22 protein-coding genes are annotated in these 22,541 nt (G+C 74.9%); 13 read left to right on the forward strand and 9 right to left on the reverse strand.

Features of this window, described 5'->3' with window-relative positions:
* Nucleotides 1-42: 42 nt before the first annotated feature.
* Complete coding sequence (locus tag WCD58_RS22840) at nt 43-1,836, forward strand: FUSC family protein (RefSeq protein WP_337705377.1); 1,794 nt, start codon at nt 43-45, stop codon at nt 1,834-1,836.
* On the opposite strand, the gene WCD58_RS22845 is transcribed toward WCD58_RS22840, so the two are convergent.
* Together WCD58_RS22845 and WCD58_RS22850 are read right to left on the reverse strand one after the other, a co-directional pair.
* Nucleotides 1,821-2,339, reverse strand: coding sequence for a DUF6790 family protein (locus WCD58_RS22845; protein ID WP_337705378.1), 519 nt, complete (start codon nt 2,337-2,339; stop codon nt 1,821-1,823). The genes WCD58_RS22840 and WCD58_RS22845 overlap by 16 nt on opposite strands.
* 10 nt (nt 2,340-2,349) lie before the next feature.
* A complete protein-coding gene (locus tag WCD58_RS22850) occupies nt 2,350-3,216 on the reverse strand; it encodes a methylenetetrahydrofolate reductase (RefSeq protein WP_337705379.1) in 867 nt (288 codons plus the stop codon).
* A 179-nt stretch (nt 3,217-3,395) separates the two neighbouring features.
* On the opposite strand from WCD58_RS22850, the gene WCD58_RS22855 reads away from it, so the two are divergent.
* Nucleotides 3,396-4,925, forward strand: coding sequence for a hypothetical protein (locus tag WCD58_RS22855; RefSeq protein WP_337705380.1), 1,530 nt, complete (start codon nt 3,396-3,398; stop codon nt 4,923-4,925).
* A 2-nt stretch (nt 4,926-4,927) separates the two neighbouring features.
* On the forward strand, nt 4,928-5,947 hold the full coding sequence (locus WCD58_RS22860) for a uroporphyrinogen decarboxylase/cobalamine-independent methonine synthase family protein (protein WP_337705381.1): 1,020 nt from the start codon (nt 4,928-4,930) through the stop codon (nt 5,945-5,947).
* A 2-nt stretch (nt 5,948-5,949) separates the two neighbouring features.
* Here WCD58_RS22860 and WCD58_RS22865 read toward each other — a convergent pair whose 3' ends face one another.
* From WCD58_RS22865 to WCD58_RS22890, 6 genes are all read right to left on the reverse strand, one after another.
* Nucleotides 5,950-6,585: a class II aldolase/adducin family protein gene (locus WCD58_RS22865; RefSeq protein WP_337705382.1), complete on the reverse strand. Its 636-nt coding sequence runs from the start codon at nt 6,583-6,585 to the stop codon at nt 5,950-5,952.
* 10 nt (nt 6,586-6,595) lie between these two features.
* Nucleotides 6,596-7,612 carry an S-methyl-5-thioribose-1-phosphate isomerase gene (mtnA, locus tag WCD58_RS22870; RefSeq protein WP_337705383.1) on the reverse strand — a complete coding sequence of 339 codons (1,017 nt, stop codon included), beginning with the start codon at nt 7,610-7,612 and terminating at the stop codon, nt 6,596-6,598.
* Nucleotides 7,613-7,631: 19 nt separating this feature from the next.
* Entirely contained in the window at nt 7,632-8,660 is a 1,029-nt protein-coding gene (dmpG, locus tag WCD58_RS22875) for a 4-hydroxy-2-oxovalerate aldolase (protein ID WP_337705384.1), read from the reverse strand.
* Nucleotides 8,657-9,628 carry an acetaldehyde dehydrogenase (acetylating) gene (locus WCD58_RS22880; RefSeq protein WP_337705385.1) on the reverse strand — a complete coding sequence of 324 codons (972 nt, stop codon included), beginning with the start codon at nt 9,626-9,628 and terminating at the stop codon, nt 8,657-8,659. Before WCD58_RS22880 ends, dmpG begins: the two co-directional genes overlap by 4 nt.
* Nucleotides 9,625-10,428 (reverse strand): 2-keto-4-pentenoate hydratase, encoded by an 804-nt coding sequence (locus WCD58_RS22885; protein WP_337705386.1) that lies wholly within the window; start codon nt 10,426-10,428, stop codon nt 9,625-9,627. Before WCD58_RS22885 ends, WCD58_RS22880 begins: the two co-directional genes overlap by 4 nt.
* Nucleotides 10,429-10,765: 337 nt before the next feature.
* Nucleotides 10,766-11,524, reverse strand: coding sequence for an IclR family transcriptional regulator (locus WCD58_RS22890; protein WP_337705387.1), 759 nt, complete (start codon nt 11,522-11,524; stop codon nt 10,766-10,768).
* Between the two features lie 89 nt (nt 11,525-11,613).
* Here WCD58_RS22890 and WCD58_RS22895 point away from each other — a divergent pair, with 89 nt between their 5' ends.
* Complete coding sequence (locus WCD58_RS22895) at nt 11,614-12,321, forward strand: TetR/AcrR family transcriptional regulator (protein WP_337705388.1); 708 nt, start codon at nt 11,614-11,616, stop codon at nt 12,319-12,321.
* 31 nt (nt 12,322-12,352) lie between these two features.
* Here WCD58_RS22895 and WCD58_RS22900 read toward each other — a convergent pair whose 3' ends face one another.
* On the reverse strand, nt 12,353-13,687 hold the full coding sequence (locus tag WCD58_RS22900) for an MFS transporter (protein ID WP_337705389.1): 1,335 nt from the start codon (nt 13,685-13,687) through the stop codon (nt 12,353-12,355).
* A 265-nt stretch (nt 13,688-13,952) separates the two neighbouring features.
* Between WCD58_RS22900 and WCD58_RS22905 the strand changes: the two genes are divergently transcribed.
* The 9 genes from WCD58_RS22905 to WCD58_RS22945 are packed head-to-tail and all read left to right on the forward strand — an operon-like array spanning nt 13,953 to nt 22,453.
* Complete coding sequence (locus WCD58_RS22905; protein WP_337705390.1) at nt 13,953-14,891, forward strand: PDR/VanB family oxidoreductase; 939 nt, start codon at nt 13,953-13,955, stop codon at nt 14,889-14,891.
* A gap of 34 nt (nt 14,892-14,925) precedes the next feature.
* Nucleotides 14,926-16,140 (forward strand): Rieske 2Fe-2S domain-containing protein, encoded by a 1,215-nt coding sequence (locus tag WCD58_RS22910; RefSeq protein WP_337705391.1) that lies wholly within the window; start codon nt 14,926-14,928, stop codon nt 16,138-16,140.
* Nucleotides 16,130-16,924, forward strand: a complete 795-nt coding sequence (locus tag WCD58_RS22915; protein ID WP_337705392.1) for an alpha/beta fold hydrolase — start codon at nt 16,130-16,132, stop codon at nt 16,922-16,924. Before WCD58_RS22910 ends, WCD58_RS22915 begins: the two co-directional genes overlap by 11 nt.
* Nucleotides 16,921-17,055, forward strand: coding sequence for a hypothetical protein (locus WCD58_RS22920; protein WP_337705393.1), 135 nt, complete (start codon nt 16,921-16,923; stop codon nt 17,053-17,055). The genes WCD58_RS22915 and WCD58_RS22920 overlap by 4 nt, the downstream gene beginning before the upstream one ends.
* Entirely contained in the window at nt 17,052-18,383 is a 1,332-nt protein-coding gene (locus tag WCD58_RS22925) for a hypothetical protein (RefSeq protein ID WP_337705394.1), read from the forward strand. Before WCD58_RS22920 ends, WCD58_RS22925 begins: the two co-directional genes overlap by 4 nt.
* Nucleotides 18,380-19,369 (forward strand): DODA-type extradiol aromatic ring-opening family dioxygenase, encoded by a 990-nt coding sequence (locus tag WCD58_RS22930; RefSeq protein ID WP_337705395.1) that lies wholly within the window; start codon nt 18,380-18,382, stop codon nt 19,367-19,369. Before WCD58_RS22925 ends, WCD58_RS22930 begins: the two co-directional genes overlap by 4 nt.
* Nucleotides 19,366-20,208, forward strand: a complete 843-nt coding sequence (locus tag WCD58_RS22935; RefSeq protein WP_337705396.1) for an alpha/beta fold hydrolase — start codon at nt 19,366-19,368, stop codon at nt 20,206-20,208. Before WCD58_RS22930 ends, WCD58_RS22935 begins: the two co-directional genes overlap by 4 nt.
* Entirely contained in the window at nt 20,205-21,218 is a 1,014-nt protein-coding gene (locus WCD58_RS22940) for an LLM class flavin-dependent oxidoreductase (RefSeq protein WP_337705397.1), read from the forward strand. The genes WCD58_RS22935 and WCD58_RS22940 overlap by 4 nt, the downstream gene beginning before the upstream one ends.
* Entirely contained in the window at nt 21,215-22,453 is a 1,239-nt protein-coding gene (locus tag WCD58_RS22945) for an MmgE/PrpD family protein (protein ID WP_337705398.1), read from the forward strand. Before WCD58_RS22940 ends, WCD58_RS22945 begins: the two co-directional genes overlap by 4 nt.
* Nucleotides 22,454-22,541: the final 88 nt, after the last annotated feature.

The raw sequence follows: 22,541 nt of genomic DNA on the forward strand, positions 1-22,541 counted from the left end.
CGCAGACCCGATCTCCGGGCGCGCCGCTCCTAGGGTGGCCGCGTGGCCACGTCCTCCTGGCGAGCGTTCGCCCGGGACCTCGTCCGGCTGCGCGAGGGCCGGTTCGACTGGTGGGACGCGGTCCGCGCCGGTGCCTGTGCGGGCGGGGTGGTGCTCGTCGGGTGGTCGCTCGGTGCCGTCTCCGCCGGCCTGACCGCGAGCATCGGCGCCTTCACCGCGCTCTACGGCAACGGCCGCCCCTACCGGTACCGCGCGCCGGAGCTCGCGGTCATCGCGCTCGCCTTCGCGGCGGCGGTGACGATCGGCGCGCTCGCGGAGTCGTCGGTGTGGGTCTCGATCGTCGTCGTCGCGGTCCTCGCCGTGGTCGCCACGGCCCTGTGCCAGGCGTTCGACACCGGTCCGCCCGGGGCGTACATGTTCGTGCTGGCCGGGGCGACGGGGACAGCGATCCCGGGTGCCGCCGCGGAGCCGTGGCGGCTCGGTCTGCTCGTCCTCGCCGGCGGCGCGTTCGCGTGGGCCGCGCACATGCTCGGCGCCCTCGCCGGCCCGCGGGGCCCGGAGAAGGCGACGGTCGCGGCCGCCGCCGCGGCGGTGGGGGCGCTGCTCGACGCCGTCGGCACCGACCGCTACCCGGAGGCGCGCGACCGGGCCGCGCGGGCGATGCACGCGTGCTGGGTCGTGCTCGTGAACCAGCAGTCACCGCACGCGCGCACCGACGGCACCCTCGAGCGCCTGCGCGGCCTCGCCCTCGACCTCCACGGCCTGCTGGCCGAGGGCATCCACGCGCACGAGGAGGGCCGCCCGGTCGACGCCGGCACCACCGCGCGGCTCCGGGCGCTCACCGACACCGTCGCCCACCCGCCGCCCGCGCCGCGACCGGTCGCGGCCGGCGAGGTCCCCCTCGGCGGGCCCGGTGTCGCGCAGGTCCTGCGCGACATGCTCGCCCCCGGCTCGCCATGGCGCGCGGTCCTCGCGCGGGTCGGGATCGCGGCGCTGGTCGCCGGCGCCGTCGGCTCCCTCGCCGGCCTCGACCACGCGTACTGGGCGGTGGCCGCCGCGGTGCTCGTCCTGTGCCAGGGCCTGGGCTGGTCCGGGACGCTGGAGCGCGCGGCACTGCGGCTCCTCGGGACCTGGCTCGGGCTGCTCCTCGCCGCCGCCGTGCTGAGCCTGACACCGTCGGGGCTCGGGCTGGTGCTGACGATCGCGGTGCTCCAGTCCGCCATCCAGCTGGCGATGCCGCGCAACTACGGGCTCGGGGTCGTGGTCGTCACCCCGATCGCGCTGACGATCGGCAGCGCCGGCCACCCGCCCTCCCTCGGCGAGCTGCTGCTCGCGCGGGGGCTCGACACCGTCGTCGGCGTCGTCGTCGGCGTCGTCGTGTTCCTGCTGGTCGCGCCCGGGGCCGCGCGCCCCGACCCCGCGGCGCTCGTCGCGGCGACGCTGCGCGACGTCGCCCGCGTGGTCCCCCACCTCGCCGACGCGACCACCGCGAGCCCGGCCGCCCGCGAGGCGCGCCGCGATCTGAACCAGCGGCTGCTCGCCCTCGCCGACGCCCACCACGACGGCGACGCCGCACCCATCGGGCGCTCCGTCGACACGACGGTCTGGTGGCCCGCGCTCGACGCCGCGCGGGCCGTGGCGCACCGGACGCTCGCGGCCTGCTGGGCGGTCGACGCCACCCGCTCGCCCGGGCACCCCGCGACGCCGTGGATCACCGCTGCGCGGGCGGACGCGATCCTCCGGCAGCTGGACGACCTGGACGACGGGGACGGCGACGGCTTCCTCGCCCCCGAACTGGCCGCCCTGCGCCGCGCGCTGCCTCAGGTCGCGACGTAGAGCGCGATCAGTCCCAGCGGGGCGATCACGTCGAACCAGAAGATGAACCCGGTGTTGCCCGGCGAGGTGTTGTGCGCGCGGACCCTCTGCACCACGTGCCCGACGGCCGCGCCGAGGTAGAAGATCGAGAACGCGATGACGGCGGCGAGCTGGAACTCGCGGTCGAACACCGGCGCCATCACCCCGAGCACGCCGATGAGCAGCCCCGCGAGCCCGACCTCCCACTGGAACGGGCTGCCGCGCGGCCAGCCGATGGAGTCGGCGACCGGGTCGGGCATGACGAGGTGCCCGGAGCCGACGATGATCGCGTTGACGCCGACGATCCAGGCCAGCGCGTTGAGGAACGACGCCGCGAGCAGACCGTCGGTGCCGTACTGCGCGACCTGGACGATCTCGGCGACGACGAACCCGGCGATGCCGACGTAGGTCGTCAGGCTCAGCACCCGCAGGACCCAGGGCGGCGGGCCCCCGGTGGCGGTGACCGGCGGCTCCTTGGTCGTCATCGGCTCATGGTCAGGCGCTCTCCGCGCCGAGTCCATCCTTCTGTCCGGTAGTGGCCCAGCGCGCGGTGGGCACGACGGCCCCGAACGGGAAGAAGTGCACCGCCGAGATCAGGCTCTCGGGGTCCGCGGCGACGGCGCGGGCGAGGCCGCGCAGGGTCTCGGTGGGCCGGTACGTGCTGGTCGCGAGCTTGAGCACGCTGCCGGTCTGCTTGCGCAGCACCGCGAGCGACGGCCCGACGCCGCACGACAGGCCGAACTTGACGAGCCGGGCCGGCGACGTGAGACCGGGGAGCCCCACGCGCACGGGCAGGCGGATCCCCGCCTCGCGCATGCGCCGCTCCCAGCCGAGGACGGGGTCGGCGGCGAAGCCGAACTGGGTGACGACCTCCAGCGGCAGCCCGTCCTCCCGCGCGATCTTGTCCTTGCGCGCGAGGGCGTGGTCGACCGCGCTCTCGTCGACGCCCGGGTTGCCCTCCGGGTGGCCGGCGACGCCGATGCTCGCGAAGCCGCGCCGCGCGAGCGCCTCGGACTCGAGCACCTGCAGCGTGTTCTCGATCTCGCCCGCGGGCGACCGCGAGCCGGCGATCAGCAGGACGTCCTCGACGCCGGTGTCGACCAGGCGCCCGAGCGTGCGGTCCAGCGCCGCGAGGTCCGGGATCGCGCGGACGGCGAGGTGCACCACGGGCCGCAGCTCGTGCTCCCGGATGCGCGCCGCGGCGTCGAGGCCGCGCTGGAGGTCGACGCCCGCGAGGTCGGTGACGTAGACCCGCGTCCCCGCCGGGAGCACGGCGGCGGCCTCGTCGAGCGTCGCCGTCTCGCGCGGGGTCACCTCGATGCTGAAGTCGGTGAGCAACCGGCGCACGGCGTCGTCGTCCATGGGACCTCCGGGGTCGCCCGTGTGAAGGGGTCGTCCGCGAGTCTCGTCGGCGGGGGCGTCCGGACGCTTCGTGTGCGACCACAAGGCTGCGCGGCCGTTTCCTGTCGTCGGCGACGATGACGCCCGTCACCTCCCGGCAGCAGGCTCGAGGACGACGCTCGGAGCCAGAGGAGACGCGGATGCTCGTGGACTTCCGCCCGCACGCGCGGCTGTGCAGCCGCACGAGCCCAGTGACGATCGACGAATCGCTCGGCCCGGTGGTGGGCGCGCTCGCCGAGGGCGGGACCGACCTGTCGCGGGTCCGCGTCGTCTGCGACTGGGTGCAGTACAAGCAGAACTTCCGGGACGTGGTGGAGGTGCGGCCGATCCTCCGGGAGACGAAGCAAGAAGGGGAGCACGCCGATAGGGGAGCTCGACCCGTCGAGGCAGAGGAACCCGACGCCCCCGTGCCCGAGGGCGTGCGCGACGACGACCTCGAGGTCGCCGTCGACGTCCGGCGCGCGTCGGGCGTGGATCTGCGGGAGCGGACGAAGGACGTCCTCGAGGCACGGACCAGCCAGGACGTCCTCCTCGAGGACTGGGGACCGACGCGGCAGAGCTGCATCTGGGGCTTCAACGCCCTGTACTGGACGGCGCTCGAGCAGTGGGAGAAGGCGACCGGGCAGACGTACGAGCAGGCCCTGCCCGGTGGGGAGACCGACGCCCGCAACCGCGGCGCCGCCCGCGACATCATCGCCGAGCTGTTCGCGGTGTGGGACGGGCTCGCCGATCGCGGCGCGCTCCCGCCCGAGCTCTACGTCGTCGAGATCGGCGTCGGCAACGGCGCGCAGGCGCGGGTGTTCCTCGACGAGCTCCAAGAGATGGACGCCGCCCACGGGCGCGGGTACTACCGGCGCCTGCACTACCTCATGTGCGACTACTCGCAGCACGTCCTCGACCTGGCCCGCGAGACGGTCGCCGACCACGCCGAGCACGTCAGCGCCTTCGTCGTGGACGCCACGAAGCCGCGCTCGGTGCTGGCGTTCCTGCAGTTCCGGGTGTTCCTGATCTACATCTCGAACGTCTACGACAACCTGCCGACCGACGAGGTCGCGCAGCTGGGCGGGCGCACCTACCTCGTCGAGTCGCGGGCGTACCTGCCCGCCGACGACGCCGCCGAGATCGCCGCCTCGGTGAACGCGCGGCCCGACCAGCTGCCCGGTCTGGTGCAGACGCTGCTGCGCCTCGGCCCGACCCTGCTCGCCGAGGCGCGCCCGGACCACGTCGCGAGCCCGGACGCGGCAGTGGCGTTCTGGCGCCGCGTCTGGTCGGCGGTGCGGCTCGCCGAGCGCTACGCGGGCCTCGCCGGCCTCGACACCTACGAGCTCTCCCCCACCGTCAACGGCGAGGCGCTGCGCCCGCTGCTGGAGTCCGGCGCCGACGTGCGCATGCACGTCAGCAACGGCGCGGTCGCGAGCTTCACCGAGACCATCGGGCTGCTGCACCCCTTCGGCAAGCTCGTCTGCCACGACCTGTTCGCCCGTGACGTCGGCGCCTACCGCAGCGGTTTCCGCGGGCCCGGCAAGTACGACGGCTCGGTCGTGAACTGGGTGAACGGCCCGCTGCTCGCGCACATCGGGCGGCGGCGCGGGTTCGACGTCACCTACGCCCCGTTCGCGCACCGGACCGGCACGAACGTCGTCACCATGACCGCGCAGGTGAGGGACTAGCCATGGAAACGAACGCAGCCGAGCTCCTACCGACCGCCGTCGTCGGCTCCTGGCCCGTCCCCGAGTGGCTCGAGCGCCTCAAGACCGACTGGTTCCGCAGCCGCATGAGCCGCACCCAGCTCGACGAGATCCACGACTGCGCGGTGACCGCCGCGATCAAGGAGCAGGAGCTCGCCGGCATCGACATCGTCTCCGACGGCGAGCTGCGCCGGGACAACGACGTCGACTACCTGCTCGCGCGCATCCCCGGCATCGACATCCCGCAGACCGGCAAGGACTTCTACTACGACTACTACGACGCCCGCGTGCGCACGACGCCGCGCCCGCCCGCGAGCGCGCCGGGCCTGGGTCTCGACGCCGACTTCGCGTTCACGCGCGCCCGCACCGACCGTCCGGTGAAGTTCTCCTTCACGGGCCCGTTCTCGCTGGCCCGGCGCGTCACCGACACCGTGCACGCCGACCACGGCGACCTCGTCCGGGCCATCGCCCACGTGCTCGCCGACGCGGCCGGCGCCCTGCGCGACGCGGGCGCGACGCTGCTGCAGATCGACGAGCCGTTCCTCGCGGGCTACCCCGAGCAGATCGGCCTCGCCGTCGAGGCGATCAACATCGTGACCCGCGACCTCGACGTCAGCTGGGCGCTGCACGTCTGCTACGGCAACCGCTACGCCCGGCCGCTGTGGGAGGGGCACTACGACTTCCTCTTCCCCGCGGTCCTCGACGCCCGCGTCGACCAGCTCGTGCTCGAGTTCGCGCGCAAGGGCGACGAGGACCTCCCGGTGATCGAGCGCTCCGGGTGGGACCGCGCGATCGGGCTCGGGGTCGTCGACGTGAAGTCGCGGACGGTCGAGACGCCCGAGGTCGTCGAGGCGCGCATCCGGCGGGCGCTGGAGTTCGTGCCGGCCGAGCGGCTCGTCGTCAACCCGGACTGCGGGCTGCGCAACCTCCCGACCGCCGTCGCGACGGCCAAGCTGCGCGCGATGGTCGACGGGGCGGCGAAGGTGCGGGCGACCCTGACCTGACGTCAGCGGCCCTGCCCGTAGCCCCCGAACGCGGTCTTCGCCGCCTCGAGCTGGTCGGCGTCGAGCAGGCGCGGCTCGCCGAGCGTGCGGGCCTGCGCGTAGAGCCGGCAGAGCCACTCGAGGTAGACGCTGCGGGTGTAGGCCTGCTCGATGTGCTCGCCGTAGGTGGTGGCGCCGTGGTTGGCGAGGATCACCGCGGTGCGGCCGGCCAGTCCCTCGACACCGAGGCGGGCGAGCTCCTCCGTGCCGTACGGCGCGTAGGGCACGACGCGCACCGGCCCCCCGAGCAGCGCGATGAGGTAGTGCACCCCCGGGAGCTCGTCGATCAGCGTGGAGAGCGCGGTCGCGTGCAGCGGGTGGGTGTGGACGACGGCGCCGGCGTCGGTCGCCCGGTACACCGCGGTGTGCATCGGGACCTCCGACGACGGCCGCAGCCGCGAGTCCACGGGGGCGCCGTCGAGGTCGACGAGGCAGACGTCGGCGGCGGTGAGGTCGTCGTAGGCGACGCCGGTGGGCGTGATCGCGATGAGGTCGCCCGTGCGGACCGAGACGTTGCCCGAGGTGCCGACCGCGAGCCCGTCGCCCGCCATCCGCCGGGAGTACGCGATGACGGCCTCGCGCTCCTCGCGGAGCCTCACCCCCACATCATCACCGCAGCACCGTCGCGTACTCCCAGGCACCGGCGCGGAACGTCGCCTGCTCGGTGACGACGGCGGCGAGCAGGCCGGCCGGCGTCACGTCGAAGGCGGGGTTGTAGACGGGCGTGCCGGCGGGGGCGGTCGGCACGCCCGCGAACGCGCGCACCTCGTCGCCGTCGCGCTCCTCGATGACGATGTCGTCGCCGGACGCGGTGTCGTGGTCGACCGTCGACTCGGGCGCCACCACGACCATCGGCAGCCCGTGGCGCGCCGCGGCGCAGGCCAGCGCGTAGGTGCCGATCTTGTTGGCGGTGTCGCCGTTGGCCGCGATCCGGTCGGCGCCGACGACCACGCCGTCGACGAGCCCGCGGGCCATCGCCGAGGCGGCGGCCGAGTCGACGAGCAGGCGGTGGGCGACGCCCATCTCGCGCAGCTCCCAGGCGGTGAGGCGCGCGCCCTGGAGCAGCGGGCGGGTCTCGCACGCGAGGACCTCGGCGATGCGGCCGCGTTCGGCGAGCTCGCGGACCGCGCCGAGCCCGGTGCCCCAGGCGACCGTGGCGAGGGCGCCCGAGTTGCAGTGCGTGAGCAGGCGCAGCGGGCGGTCCGGCCCGAGGGCCATGAGGACGTCGGCCGCGCGGGTGGAGAGCAGGCGGTTGGTGGCCTCGTCCTCGTCGAGCACGGCGCACGCCTCGGCGACCACGGCGTCGGCACCCTCGTCGAGCCGCGTCAGCGCCCGCTCGACGCCGCGGCGCAGGTTCACCGCGGTGGGCCGGACCGCCGCGACCCGCTCGGCCTCGGCGCGCACGCGGTCGCGGTCGCCGGGGTGGCGGCGCGCGGCCAGCGCGACGCCGAGCGCTCCCGCGGCGCCCAGCGCGGGAGCACCCCGGATCGTCAGGTCCGCGATCGCGGCGACCAGCGAGTCGACCGACGCGAGGCGCTGGACCCGGTACTCGGCGGGCAGCGCGCGCTGGTCGATCGCCGTCACCGCACCGCCGTCGCCGTCGTCCCAGTCCACCGTCCGCGCCATGGGACCCAGTCTGCCGCGCTCAGGCTGCTCCGCGGGTCGCGACGAGGTCGAGCGCGATGTCGGTGAGCATGTCCTCCTGCCCGCCGACGAGCCCGCGCCGCCCGGCCTCCATGAGCAGGGTGCGCGTGTCGACCCCGTAGTGGGCGGCGGCGTTCTCGGCGTGGCGCAGGAAGCTGCCGTAGACCCCGGCGTAGCCGAGGGTGAGCGTCTCGCGGTCGACGCGCACGGGGCGGTCCTGCAGCGGGCGCACGAGGTCGTCGGCGGCGTCCTGCAGGGCGAAGAGGTCGCAGCGGTGGTCCCAGCCCTGGATGTCCGCGACGGCCACGAAGGCCTCGATCGGGCAGTTGCCCGCGCCGGCGCCCTGGCCCGCGAGCGAGGCGTCGACGCGGGTGACGCCGTTCTCGACCGCGACGACGGAGTTGGCCACCGACAGCGAGAGGTTCTCGTGGGCGTGGATGCCGATCTGGGTGCCGTCGTCGAGCACGTCGCGGTAGGCGCGGATGCGGTCGCGGACGTCGTCCATGGTGAGGCGCCCGCCGGAGTCGGTGACGTACACGCAGTGCGCGCCGTAGGACTCCATGAGCCTGGCCTGCCGCGCGAGCTCCTCGGGCGGGGCCATGTGACTCATCATGAGGAAGCCGGAGACGTCCATGCCCAGCTCGCGGGCCCCGGCGACGTGCTGGGCGGCGATGTCGGCCTCGGTGCAGTGGGTGGCGATGCGCACCGAGCGGACGCCGAGCTCGTGGGCGCGGCGCAGCTCGTGCATGGTCCCGATGCCGGGCAGCAGCAGGGTGGTCAGCACCGGGCTGTTCTCCGACGCCGCGATCGCGTCGGCCGCCGCGGCGATCCACTCCCAGTCGGTGTTCGAGCCGGGCCCGTAGGTGAGGCTGGCGCCCGCGAGGCCGTCGCCGTGGGACACCTCGACGGCGTCGACGCCGGCGTCGGCCAGCGCGCGGGTGATCGTGCCGACCGCCTCCGGCGCGAGGCGGTGGCGGATGGCGTGCATGCCGTCCCGGAGGGTGACGTCCTGGACGTAGAGGCTGGTCATCGGGTGCTCCGCTTCGCCAGTTCCTCGCCGACGCGCAGGGCCGCCGAGGTCATGATGTCGAGGTTGCCGGCGTAGGCCGGGAGGTAGTGCGCGGCGCCCTCGACCTCGAGGAACACCGACACCTGGTGGGTGGGGCGGGGTGCGTCGCCGATGAGCGTGTCCAGCGGCTGGTCGTCGGGGACCGGGCGCACCTGGACGGCCTGCTTGAGGCGGTAGCCCGGCACGTACTCGGCGACGGTCTTGACCATGGCCTCGACCGCGCTGGTGATCTCCGCGGCGAGGAGCTCCGGGTCCTGCGGGGCGGTGGCGTCCCCGACGAGGCAGAGCACCGTGTCGCGCATGATCAGCGGCGGGTCGGCCGGGTTCAGGACGATGATCGCCTTGCCGCGGGCGGCCCCGCCGACCTGCTCGATCGCGGCGGCCGTCGTCTCGGTGAACTCGTCGATGTTCGCCCGCGTCCCCGGCCCCGCCGACTTCGACGCGATCGAGGCGACGATCTCGGCCCACGGCACGGGGGCGACCGAGGAGATCGCCGCGACGATCGGGATCGTGGCCTGGCCGCCGCAGGTGACCGTGTTGACGTTCCCGACGTCTCCGGCGTCGGCGAGACCCTCGAGGTTCACCGGCGGCACCACGTACGGGCCGATCGCCGCGGGCGTGAGGTCGACGAGGCGCTTGCCGTGCGGGCGGAGCAGGTCGGCGTTCGCCACGTGCGCCTTCGCCGACGTCGCGTCGAACACGATGTCGATGTCGTCGAAGCCGTCGAGCTCGGTGAGCCCCTGCGCCCCGGTGTCGACCGCGGCGATGCCGAGGCGGCGGGCACGGGCCAGGCCGTCGGAGTCGGGGTCGATGCCGACCATCGCGGCGACCTCGAGCGTGCTCGAGAGCCGGACGATCTTGAGCATGAGGTCGGAGCCGATGTTGCCGGACCCGATGATGGCGACTCGCGTCTTCTGTGGGGTGGTCATGGGGTCTCCTTCGCGAACGTGACGGCGACGTCGCCGAGGCCGGTGACGTGGGCGGAGTACGCGTCGCCGGGCGCCACCGGGACCATCGGCCCGAGCGCGCCGGAGAGGACCACCTCGCCCGCGCGCAGCGGGTTGCCGAGGTCGCGCGCGGTGCGGGCGAGCCAGGCCAGGGCGGCGAGCGGGTCGCCGAGACAGGCCGCCCCGGTGCCCGCGGAGACCTGCTCGTCGCCGCGGCGCAGGGTCATCGTGACGTCGACGGGGCGCACCTGATCGAGCCCGACCCGCTGCGGGCCGAGGACGTAGAGACCGCTGGAGCCGTTGTCGGCGACGGTGTCGCCGAACGTGATGTCCCAGCCCGCGACGCGGCTGTCGACGATCTCGAGCGCGGCGCCCTGGTGGTCGACGGCGGCGCGCACGTGCTCGTCGGTGACGTCACCGTCGAGGTCGGCACCGAGCACGAAGGCCACCTCGGCCTCGATCCGCGGCTGCAGGAGCCGCCCGGCGGGCACGGTCGCCCCGTCCGCGACCGCCATGTCGTCGAACAGCACCCCGAAGTCGGGGGTGTCGACGCCGAGCTGGGCCTGCACCGCCGGGTTCGTCAGGCCGATCTTGCGGCCGGCGACCCGCGCGCCGGCCTCGGTGCGCCGCGCGGCGAGGCGGCGCTGGACGGCGTAGGCGGCGTCGACGTCGTCGGGGCCGATGAGGTCGCGGACCGGGGCGCAGGGCCGGCCGGTCGCGGCGGCCTCGGCGAGCCGGTCGGCGGCCTGCTCCACGGCCGTCTCGGAGAGCTGAGTGGGCACGGGACGACGATGCTGGCCCGTCCCCCGCGGTGGCCAGCGCGGAGTTCCGCTGAGCTGAACTCGGCGCACGATCCCGGAGATCACGAGCGTCTTGTGCACCCCGCCCGGTCCGGCGAGGTGGACAGCGCGCTCCTGATCACCACGCGGTGGGCGGGCGCGCGGCGCACCCGGAGATCACGAGCGCCTGATGCACCCCGCGGCGCCCGGCGAGGTGGACAGCGCGCTCCTGATCACCACGCGGTGGGCGGGCGAGCGCCTGCGCGGCGAGGCGAGCGAACGGGGACTTCGCGCGCCTAGAAGCCGCGAACACCACGTTCGCTGCGGAAGGCGGGCGAGCTCAGGACTCGCGCAGCGCCGCGCGGCGGGCGAGCATCGCCGCGATCCCCGAGGCCGCGGCGCGGACGGCGTCGGCGTGGCGGTCGGGGTGGAAGCGGTGCACGGGACCCGTGACGCTGACCGCCGTGCGGAGGTCCTGGCCGGGTTCGGGGACGCCGGCGGCGACGCAGGTGATGCCCGGCGCGGACTCCTCGTGCTCGAAGGCGACGCCGCGCTCGAGGATCTCCGCGAGCTGGGCCCGGAGCAGCGGGGCGTGGGTGATCGTGCGGGGCGCGCGCCGGGCCAAGGGGGCCGCGAGCAGCGCGTCGACGTCGCCGGGCGGCGCGTGCGCGAGCAGCACCTTGCCGATGGCGGTGGCGTGCAGCGGCATCCGCCCGCCGAGCGTCGAGGGGGCCCGGACCTGCTGGTGCCCGCCCATCTTGGCCACGTAGACGACCTCGGCGCCCTCGCGCACGCCGAGGTGCACGGTCTCGTGCGTGCGCTCGTAGAGGTCCTCGAGGAACGGTGTCGCGACCTCGAGCAGCCCGCGCCCCACCGACGCGCGCATGCCCAGCTCGAAGACCAGCCCCGAGAGGCGGTAGCGCCCGTCGACCCGCTCGAGCAGCCCGTGCTCCACGAGCTCGCCCAGGGTGCGGTGCACCGTGCTCTTCGCCAGCCCGGTGCGTCGCTGCAGCTCGGCGAAGCCCAGCGCCGTGTCCTCGGCGGTGAAGGCCCGCAGCACGGCGAGGGTCTTGCCCAGCACCGTCACCGGCACGCCCATGGGCCCATACTCCCCGCTGACGGCACCCGGCTCGATACAGTGAACGGTACGGCGTTCGTCCGGTTCGCCCGCCGCAGGAGGAGGATGTCGTGCCGCCACGTCGGCGTCGAGGCACCGGCTCCGCGCCGGCCGTGGCGCTCACCGCCGACCGGATCGTCGACGCGGCGCTCGCGATCGCCGACCAGGAGGCGGACCTCGACAAGCTCACCGTGCGGCGCCTCGCCGCCGACCTCGACGTCGGCGTCATGACGCTCTACGGCTACTTCCGCAACAAGGACGAGATCCTCGACGCGATGGGCGACCGCATCCTCGGGTCGATGACGCTGCCCGAGCAGGTCGAGACCGACCCGGCGGCGGCGCTGCGCAGCCTCGGCCACGCGTTCCTTGCCATGATGCGCGAGCACCCGAGCGTGGTCCGGCTGCTGTCGACGCGGGTCACCGACAGCCCGGGCGCGCTGGTCAACGCCATGGAGGGCGTGCTCGACCGCCTCGCGCAGGCCGGGATCACCGGCGGCCACGCCGTGCACTGCTACGGCTTCCTCATCACCTACGCGCTGGGCTTCTCCGCGTACGAGAGCCCACGCGCGTGGGGACGCGCGGGCGACGGCGTCGAGGCGCGCCGTCAGCGCTCGCACTTCTACGCCGGGCTCTCGCGGGAGCGCTTCCCCCACACCGTCGGGCTCGCCGACGACCTGCCGTCCCTGCCCACCGACGAGCAGTTCGCCGACGGCCTCGAGGCGTGGATCGCGGGGACCGTCACCCGACTCCCGACAGCAGGACGCGCGGCCCGGACCTGAGGTCCGGACCGCGCGTCGTCCGCACGAGAACCTAGCTGCCGGCGGCCGGCACCGCCCGGGTCCCGGACGGCGCAGCCGCCGCGACGTCGGCGTCGTCCTCCTTCGGCAGGCGCAGCGCCAGCCCGGCGAGCAGGGAGATCACGGCCCCGCCGGCCATGTAGAGCGCGATGCCCCACCAGCCGCCGGTGGACTCGAGCAGCGACGCGGCCACGGCCGGGGCGAACGCGTTGCCGAGGATCGTGCCGATCGTGAAGCCGATACCCATGCCCGAGAAGCGCAGCGCGGCCGGGAACACCTGCGAGAAGTACACCGGGAAGACCGCGTAGTTGGCGGAGTAGGCCAGGAACACGATCACGAAGCCCAGCAGCATGAGGCCGTAGTTGCGGGTGTCGAGCAGGGCGAACCACGCGAACGGCGTGACGATCAGCGCCGCGGCCCCGACCAGGAACACCGCCCGGACCCCGAGGCGGTCGGCGAGGTTGCCGGCGACCGGGATGGCGATCAGCAGCACGACGGCCGCGGGCAGCAGCACCGCGAGCATCGTCGAGCTCGGCAGCCCCAGCGCGGTGCGGCCGTAGGAGATCGAGAAGACGGTCGTCAGCGTGAAGACCATGCCGGCCGAGATCGTCGCCAGCGCCACCAGCACGACGGCACGCCCGCTGCCGCGCATCACCTCGACCAGGGGCAGACGACGCACCGCGCCGGCCTGCTTGACCTCGACGAAGTCGGGGCTCTCCTCCAGCGTCCAGCGCACGACGAAGCCGATGACCACCAGCACGCCGCTGGCCAGGAACGGGATGCGCCAGCCCCACGAGAGCAGCGACTCCTCGGGCAGCGTCAGCACCGCGAGGAAGACGAGGTTCGAGAGGATCATGCCGGTCGAGGTGCCGGTGTTGACGAGCGCGCCGCGCACGCCCCGGCGTGAGCGCTCGGAGTGCTCGACGGTCATGAGCACCGCGCCGCTGTACTCGCCGCCGACCGAGATGCCCTGCAGGATCCGCAGGCCGACCAGCAGGATCGGCGCGGCGATCCCGATGCTCGCGTAGGTCGGGAGCAGGCCGATGAGGAACGTCGAGCCGCCCATCAGCAGCAGGGTGATCACGAGGATCGTGCGGCGCCCGACGCGGTCGCCGAAGTGGCCGAACACCAGCGCGCCGAGCGGCCGCGCGACGTAGCCGACACCGAAGGTCGACAGCGCGATGAGCGTGCCGGCCAGCGGGTCGAAGGTCGGGAAGAACAACCGCGCGAACACGATCGACGACGCGAGGCCGTAGATCGCGAAGTCGTAGTACTCGATCGTCGTGCCGATCCAGCTCGCGATCACGGCCTTCGCCGGACTGCGGCGAGGTCCGGTGGTGACGGACATGGGGACTCCCGGGTCAGGGGCGGGGGAAGTCGCGCGGCGGGGGCCGGGGCTTCAGGAATACCCGAGGTCGTCGCGCGGTGTGCTGCCACGTTGGTGTGCACGGCGTCCGACCAGGTGCTCGTACTTTGTACGGTGCAGTGCCCGGCCGTCAAGAAGTGAATCGGCGATGGCCCGGGGTTGTCACACAACGGAAATACGGGCGGCCGTGACTTCCATCCGGAGGTGTGTCATCGTCCGTACCGTACTTAGTACGAGAGGGGCGAACGTGGACGACACCGTCATGGACCTCGAGGTCGTGGGGCTGCGCCGGGAGGCCGACGGCGTGCTCTCGGTCGAGCTGCGCGACCACGCCGACCGGGTCCTGCCCGCGTGGGAGCCGGGGGCGCACGTCGACCTCGCGGTGGGCGAGCACGTCCGCCAGTACTCGCTGTGCGGCGACCCCGCGCAGCGCCGGCGCTACCGCGTCGCCGTCCTGCACGAGCCCGCCTCGCGCGGCGGCTCCCGCCACGTGCACGAGCGCCTGCGCCCCGGCGACGAGGTCGAGGTCGGCGGCCCCCGCAACCACTTCCCGCTGGCCGAGGCGGCGCGCCACGTGCTCGTCGCCGGCGGCATCGGCATCACGCCGGTGATGACCATGGCCGCCGAGCTCGAGACCCGGGGCGCCGACTGGCAGCTCGTCTACCTGGGCCGCTCGCGGCGCTCGATGGCGTTCCTCGACGACCTCACGGCCCTCGATCCCGAGCGCCTGACGGTCCACGCCGACGACGTCGACGGCGCGCCCGACCTCGCCCGCCTGCTCAAGGACGCCGACGAGGACACCGCGGTCGCCGTCTGCGGCCCCGGCGGGCTCATCGCCGCCGTCGAGGCCCACTGCGCCGGGCGCGGCCTGCCCGCACCCCGTGCCGAGCGCTTCGCCGCGGCCGCCCGCGACCACGACGAGGTGCTCGAGCCCTTCGACGTCGTCGTCGCCAGCACCGGGGCGCGCTTCGGGGTGCCCGCCGACCGCTCCGCACTCGAGGTGCTCGACGCCGCCGGCATCGGGCTGCCCAACGCGTGCCGCGACGGCGTCTGCGGCAGCTGCCTCGTCGGCGTCGTGGCCGGCGAGCCGTGGCACCGCGACGCCCTCACCGAGGCCGGCCGCACCGACGTGATGGCGCCCTGCGTCTCGCGCGCCCGCAGCACCGAGCTCGTCCTCGACCTCTGATCCCCCCTCCACCACGCCCGCGCAGGAGATCGCCGTGACCACCGAAGCCACCGAGACCGTCCCCCGGCGCCCGCGCCGCCCCCGCGAGGCGCCCGCCCCCGTGCCCGGCCCCCCGGTGCAGGCCGGGTCCGACTGGACGACCTGGAGCACCTACGACGCCGCCGAACTGGGGTTCCGCAACCACTGGTACCCGGCCGTCTGGGCGCACGAGGTCGGACGCAAGCCGGTACCGGTGACGATCTGCGGCGAGAAGGTCGTCCTCGTCCGCGACGACCGCACGGGGAGGATCCAGGGGCTGCACGACCGCTGCCCGCACCGCGGCGTGCCGCTCTCGCTGGGCCGGCGCCAGTTCCCCGGCACGATCTCGTGCCCGTACCACGGCTGGACCTACGACCTCGAGGACGGCCGCCTCTGCGCCGTCATCACCGACGGCCCCGACTCGCCGATCAGCGGCAAGGTCTCGGTCGCCACCTACCCGGTCGAGGAGCGCCTCGGGCTGGTGTTCGTCTACATCGGCGAGCTCGGCGAGGACGGCACGGCGCCGCCCGTCGAGAAGGACATCCCCGCCGAGCTCACCGAGAACACGCTGGTCCTGGGCGGGCGCAACGAGATCCGCGACGGCAACTGGCGCTTCGCCGCCGAGAACGGGTTCGACGAGGGCCACGCGAAGTACCTGCACAACACCGCGCTCTGGCGGCTGTTCAAGGTCATGCCGACGTGGAACAGGACCCGCATCGTCGAGCGCGACGGATGGCTCATCCGCGTCCAGGACGAGGTGCACTGGGAGGCCGACTTCCCGGGCGTCGGGAGCTTCAGCAACAAGCGCTGGTGGAAGCGCATGCCGCTGCCCGACCGCCCGGGCAAGAACGGGAACGCCAACCCCGTCATCGCCGCCCTGGACCTGCCGGGTTTCGTCAGCATCCGGCTGCCCGGCATCCTGCGCGTCGCCTACCCGCAGTTCATCCACTACGAGTGGTACGTCCCCGTCGACGCCGACCACGTGCGCTACGTGCAGCTCATGGTCCGCTTCGAGACCGGGCTCAGGGCCGCCGCGTTCAAGGCCAAGTACCTGGCCGCGATCCGCTGGCTCTTCCACGGCCAGTTCACCGCCCAGGACGCCTGGATGGTCGACGTCATGGACTCGCCCCCGGAGCGGCTCTACCGCCCGGACCTGTCGCTGACGGCGTGGCGCAAGCACATCGAGGACAGCGACGTCGTCGTGCAGGCGGTGGCCGGTCGTGGGCACTAGCCAGGCGCTGCTCTCCCACGGCCGGCGCGGTGCCGTGGGCGGGCCCGTCACCGTCGTCCTGCACGGGGGCGGGCCCGGCTGCCACGCCGCGAGCGACTTCGGCGCCGTCATGGACGCCCGCCCGGAGCGGTCGTGGCTCTGGGCCGACCTCCCGGGGTACGGGGCCTCCCCCGCCACCGGCGGCCCGCGCCTGGCCACGGCCGCCCGGGCGCTGACCGGCCTGCTCGACGCCCTCGGTCTCGACCGCGTCGACGTGCTCGCGCAGTCCTACGGCGGGTCGGTCGCGCTGCTCGCCGCGAGCGAGACCCCGGGGCGGTTCGGGCGCCTGGTGCTGATCGGCAGCACGCCGACGCCGGCGCCCGGCGGGGTGCGCGACCTCCCGGTCGACGCCGGCCTCGGCCCCCGCCTGCGCCAGGTCTACGCCGGCGACGGTCATCCCGACGCCGTGCGGATGCGCGCGCTGATGGCCGGCGTCGAGTGGCACGACGGCACGCGGGTGCCGGACGCCCTGGTCGAGGCCCGGTTCCGCGCGGACCGGCGTGCGGAGGGCGCGACCGGCGCGCCGGAGGACCTCGCGGCCCACCTCGACGCCGTGGACGCGCCCGTCCACCTCGTGTGGGGCCGCCACGACCCGTTCGCCGGGCCCGCCTACGCCGCCGCGCTCGCCGACGCGCTCCCCCGCGCCGACCTCACCGTCCTGCACGGCACCGCCCACCATCCCCAGTCCGAGCGCCCCGACGCCGTCGCCGCGCTCGTCGACACCCACCTCGGGAGCCGATCGTGATCCGCACCGCCGCCGTCGTCGTCACGGTCGCCACCGCCGCGACCGCCGCGACCGCCGTGGCCGCCCGCACCGGGCTGCTCGCCAAGCTCGGTCGCCGGACGACCGTGCGCACGGTCCGGCCGGTCCGATGACCACCACGCTGTCCACAGCACTCACCGACCAGCAGCGCCGCTGGGTCGACGACGCCTGGTCCCGCCTCGACGTCGGCCGGCTCACCGAGCTGGTCGTGGGCATGGTCGACATCCCCAGCCCGACCGGCGAGGAGGGCCCGCTCGCGGAGTGGCTCGCCGGCCGGCTCGACGCCGCCGGCCTCGCGGGCCGCGTCCAGCCGCTCGACGACCGGCAGGCCAACGCCCACGGCCGCCTCGCCGGCGACGGCACCGGCGAGAGCCTGCTGCTCTACGCCCCCATCGACACCTTCACCGTCGGCGACGCCGCCGAGGACGTCCCGTGGATCGGGCCGGAGCTCCGCGCCGACATGGCGCCGCGCGCGCAGGTGCACGGCGACCACGTCCTCGGCCTCGGGGCGAGCAACCCCAAGGGCCACGGCGCCGCGGTGATCGCCGCGGCCGAGGCGGTCGCGGCCGCCGGGATCCCGCTGCGCGGCGACCTGCTGGTCGGGCTGGGGGCCGGCGGCATGCCCACCAACGGGCGCACCACGCGGGGTCTCGTCCGGCGCAACACCGGCCAGGGCGTCGGCGCCTCCTTCCTGCTCGAGCAGGGCGTGTGGGCCGACCACGCCGTGATCGCCAAGCCCGGCTGGGCGGTCGCGTGGGAGGAGGTCGGCCTCTGCTGGTTCGAGGTCCGGGTGCGCGGCGCGTTCTCCTACGTCGGGTCGCGACACCGGATGCCCTACCGCAACCCGATCGCGCACGCCGCCACGGTGATCGACGCGCTGGAGCGCTGGTTCCCGGAGTACGCCGCCCGGCACACCGACGGCCTCGTCGCGCCGCAGGGCATCGTCGCGTCGGTCGAGGGCGGCTGGCCGCGGCTGGCGTCGGCCACCCCGGCGCTGTGCCGGTTCACCGTCGACTTGCGCACCAGCCCGCGCTCCACCCCCGCCGACGTGCGCCGGGAGTTCGGCGCGGCGATCGCCGCGATCACCGCCGAGCACCCCGAGCTCGACGTCGACTGGGAGATGGTGCTCGCGATCCCCGGCACCCACACCCCGCCGGACGCGCCGGTGGTCGCGGCCGCGGTCGCCGCCTGGGAGGACCTCGCGGGCCGGGAGCACGCGCCGATCGTCGCCAACAGCGGCGCCACCGACGCCAACATCCTGCGCAACCGCGGGCTGCCGACCGCCCGCATCGGCATGGACCGCATCGGCCCCGACGCGCCGATCCCGCTGGACTTCCCGGCCGGGATGAACGTCGTCGACATCCGGGAGGCCCTGCGGCTGGCCCGGCACCTCGTGCACACCGCGGTGTCGCTGTGCACGCGAGAGAGGACAACGTCGTGAGCGAGATCGTGCTCGGCCTCGGGGCCTCGCACAGCACGCTGATGAACACCCACTGGGACGAGGTCGACCACCTCGACGAGGCCCACCGCTTCCGCGACGGCCTCGCCACCGCCCGCGAGGCGCTCGCCGCCGCGCGCCCCGACGCCGTCGTCGTGGTGGGCTCCAACCACTTCCGCGGCATGTTCCTCGACCTCATGCCCGCGATCACCGTCGGCGTCGGCGAGGTCCTCGGCGCCGGCGAGGCGGGCACGCCGGGCGGCCCGCTGCCGGTCGACACCGACCTCGCGCGGGCCCTGGTCGACGGCATGGTCGCCGACGGCTTCGACCCGGCGTTCTCGCTGCGCCTGACCGTCGACCACGGCATCACGCACTCGCTGCAGCACCTGGTCCCGGCCCTCGACGTGCCGGTCGTGCCCGTCGTGCTCAACATGTTCGCCCCGCCGCTGCCGCCGCTCCAGCGCTGCGCGCGGCTCGGCGCGACGATCGGGCGGGTCCTGCGCGCCGACGGCGTCGACCGCCGCGTCGCGCTCATCGCGTCGGGCGGGCTCTCCCACCGGCTGCCGTGGCCGAAGTGGTTCGCGACACTGTCGGACGACGACCGCTTCCTCGTCGAGGCCTGGCTCAACGGCCGCGACTCCTGGGCCGAGTACGAGGTGCGGCGCCGGCAGATCATCCGCGCGGCGCAGCCCGACATCAACGCCGACTTCGACGCCCGCTTCCTCGCCGCGCTGGAGGCCGGCGACCTCTCCGAGGTCCTCGCGCTGTCCGACGACGAGCTCGAGGACGTGGCCGGCAACGGCGCGCACGAGATCCGCTCCTGGATCGCCGTGCAGGCCGCGCTGACCGGGCCCGACGGCCCGCCCCGCGCCGCCACCGCCGCCTACGCCGCCGTCGGCCCCTGGCTGACCGGCATGGGCGTCAGCGTCATGACCCCCGCGCACCTCCCGCTGTCCCCCACCACGAGCACCCTGGAGACCGCACGATGACCCTCTGGACCGACCTCGCCGAGGTCTCCTACGCGATCAGCCACGAGCCCGTCGGCGGCGCGAGCACCCGGGTGCTGCGCGCCGGCCGGGGACCCGAGCACGTGGTCATGCTGCACGGCACCAGCGGGCACCTCGAGGCGTTCGTGCGCAACATCCCGGCGTTCGCGCAGCGCTTCACCGTGCACGCGCTCGACATGCTCGGGCACGGCTACACCGAGAACCCCGGCGGCGACCTGCGCATCCCCCGCTACGTCGACCACGTGCTCGCCTACCTCGACGCGCAGGGCATCGAGCGGGCGCACTTCGTCGGCGAGTCGCTCGGCGGCTGGGTTGCGGGCCGGCTCGCCGCCGACCACCCCGAGCGTGTCGGGCGCCTGGTGCTCGTCGCGCCGGGCGGCACCGTCGCCAACCCCGAGGTGATGGAGCGGATCCGCACCAGCACCCGCCGCGCCGTCGAGACCGACGACCGGGCGCTGACCCGCAGCCGCCTCGAGCTGCTCATGCACGACCCGGCGAACGTCACCGACGAGCTCGTCGAGGTGCGGCACCGCATCTACCACCGCCCGGCGTTCGTGGCGGGGATCGACCACCTGCTGTGCCTGCAGCAGATGGAGAACCGGACCCAGGATCTGCTCACGCCGGAGCAGATGGCGCGCATCGAGGCGCCGACGCTCATCGTGTGGGGCGCGCAGAACCCGTTCGGCGACGTCCCCGAGGCCCACCGCATGCAGGAGTCGATCCCCGGGGCCAAGCTGGAGATCTTCGGCGAGTGCGGGCACTGGCCCCAGCACGAGCACAGCGGCCGGTTCGACGACCTCGCGCTGACCTTCCTCTCGTGAGCGGCCCGGGACTGAGGATCGGCCTGCGCATCCCGCCGTGCGCCCCGATCCCCGACCTCGTCGCGTTCGCCCGCGAGGCCGAGGCGGCGGGCGTCGACCAGCTGTGGTTCCCCGACTCGCAGCTGCTCTGGCGCGACGTCTTCGCGGTCACCGCGGCCGTGGCCGCCGGGACCGGGCGGGTCGGCGTCGGCACGGCGGTCACCAACGTCGCCACCCGCCACCCCGCCGTCGTCGCGTCGGCCGCGCGGACCGTCGCCGAGATCGCACCCGGGCGCTTCGTGCTCGGGCTCGGCGTCGGCAACAGCTCGGTGGGGCCGGTCGGGATGGCGCCGTCGACGGGCCGCGCGCTGCGCGAGGGGATGGCGACGATCCGGTCGCTGCTCGCCGGGGACGAGGTGGACTTCGGGGGCGTGCACTCGCGGTTGCGCGACCCGGTGACCGTCCCCCTGCACCTCGCCGCGAGCGGGCCCCGCAACCTGCGTCTCGCCGGGGAGGTCGCCGACGGCGCGATCCTGCTCTCCGGCGTCGCGCCCGGCCCGCTCGCCTTCGCGACGGCTCGCGTGGCCGAGGGCGCGCAGGCCGCGCACCGGCAGCCGGTGCCGATCACCGTCTCCGCGTTCTGCCGGGTCACCGACGACGTCGAGCGCGACGCCCGCGAGCTCAAGCCGATCTGCCTGGAGATCGCGCGCAACGGCGGCGGCGCGGCGATGGCCGCGGCGGGCATCGAGGTCACCACCCCGGCGACCGTCGAGGGCGTCTACCCCGACCTCGTGCACGCCGAGGACTGGGACGCCGCGGTGCGGTTCAGCGACGCGCACGTGTCCGACGACGCGGTCGCCCGCTTCGCCCGGGAGTTCTGCCTGTTCGGGAGCGCGAAGGAGATCGACGCGCGCCTGGCGGAGCTGGCCGCGGCGGGGGTGGACGGCGTGTTCCTGCAGCACGTCGGCTCCTACGACCTGCCGCACCGCCTGCTCGCCGACGTCGCGCGCGACGTGCTGCCGCGCCGGTGAGCACGCTCGCGGAGATCGCGGCGCGGGCGCACGCGGCGGCCCGGGACGCCGACGCCGGGACGCGGCACCAGGCCGCGCGCCAGGTGCTCGACGTCCTGGGGTGCGTGGCGTCCGGGGCGACCCACCCGGTGGCGACGTCGTGGCTGCCGCTGGTGCCGGGCGACCCGGCGGGCGTGGCCGTCCCCGGCCTGCCCGGCACCTACCGGCTCGACGACGCCGTCGAGGTGGGCGCGACGCTCGCCCACCTCGACGAGCTCGACCCGCTCCACGGGCGCGGCGCGTTCGCGGCCGGGGCGGTCGTGGTGCCGACGGCGGTGGCGCTCGGGGAACCCGGCGAGCTGCTGGCGCGCGCCGTCGTCGCCGGGCACGAGGCCGGGATCGAGGCGAGCATCCGGTTCGGCGGGCCCGCGCTGTACGCCCGCGGGCTCTGGCCGACGGCGGTGTTCGGGCCGCTCGCGGCCGCCGCCACGGCGTCGGTACTGCTCGGCCTCGACGAGGACGCCACGACCACCGCTCTCGCGCTCGCCGCGACCGCGCTCGGCGGGTTCCTCTCCGCCGACGTCCTCGGCCACGGGCACTACCTGCTCGCCGGCACCGCCGCGCGCGCCGGGCTGCGGGCGGCGCTCGGGGCGCGGGCCGGGCTGGCGGTGTCGACGACGCTGCTCGACGGCCCCGCCGCGGCGCTGCTCGGCGACGTCCCGGGCGCGCCCTCCCCGGACGGCGCGCCGCACGTCGCCGGCGTCGCGACCAAGACCTGGCCGTGCGCCCGCCCGCTGCAGGCGGCCCTCGCCGCACTGGGCGAGATCGGGACGGCGCTCCACGACGGCGACACCGTGGTCGTGGCCCTGCCCGCGGCGGCGAAGCACTTCGTCACCGCGGACCCCGCGCCCGCCGACGCGACCACGGCGGCCGCGAGCGCCGTAGTGGCCGTCCGCGGGCACGCGGCGGGCCGGGCGGCGGATCCCCGCTGGTACCGCGAGGTGGCGGCGGGCGTCGCGCAGGGCCCGGACGTCGCCGTCGAGATCACTGGTGCCGACGACCTCGACGCGGCCTTCCCCGCCCGCTGGGGCGCGCACGTGCGCGTCGTGCGGGACGGCGTGGACGTCGCCGCGGCGACCTGCCTCGTCCCGCCCGGTGACCCGGAGCGTCCCCTCGACGACGCTGCGCTGCTCGCCCGGACCGCCCGCCTGACCGGCCGGCCCGAGGCCGAGCTGGGGCGCTGGCTCCACCCCTGAGCGCCCCGGCCGTCGTAACAGGAACGTCGCTTGACGGGCGACAGCACTGCTCGTTCACTGTCCCGTACACAGTACGAGACCCCGCCGT

The organism is Actinomycetospora flava (assembly GCF_037400335.1).
In the GTDB taxonomy this organism is placed as follows: Bacteria; Actinomycetota; Actinomycetes; order Mycobacteriales; family Pseudonocardiaceae; genus Actinomycetospora; species Actinomycetospora flava.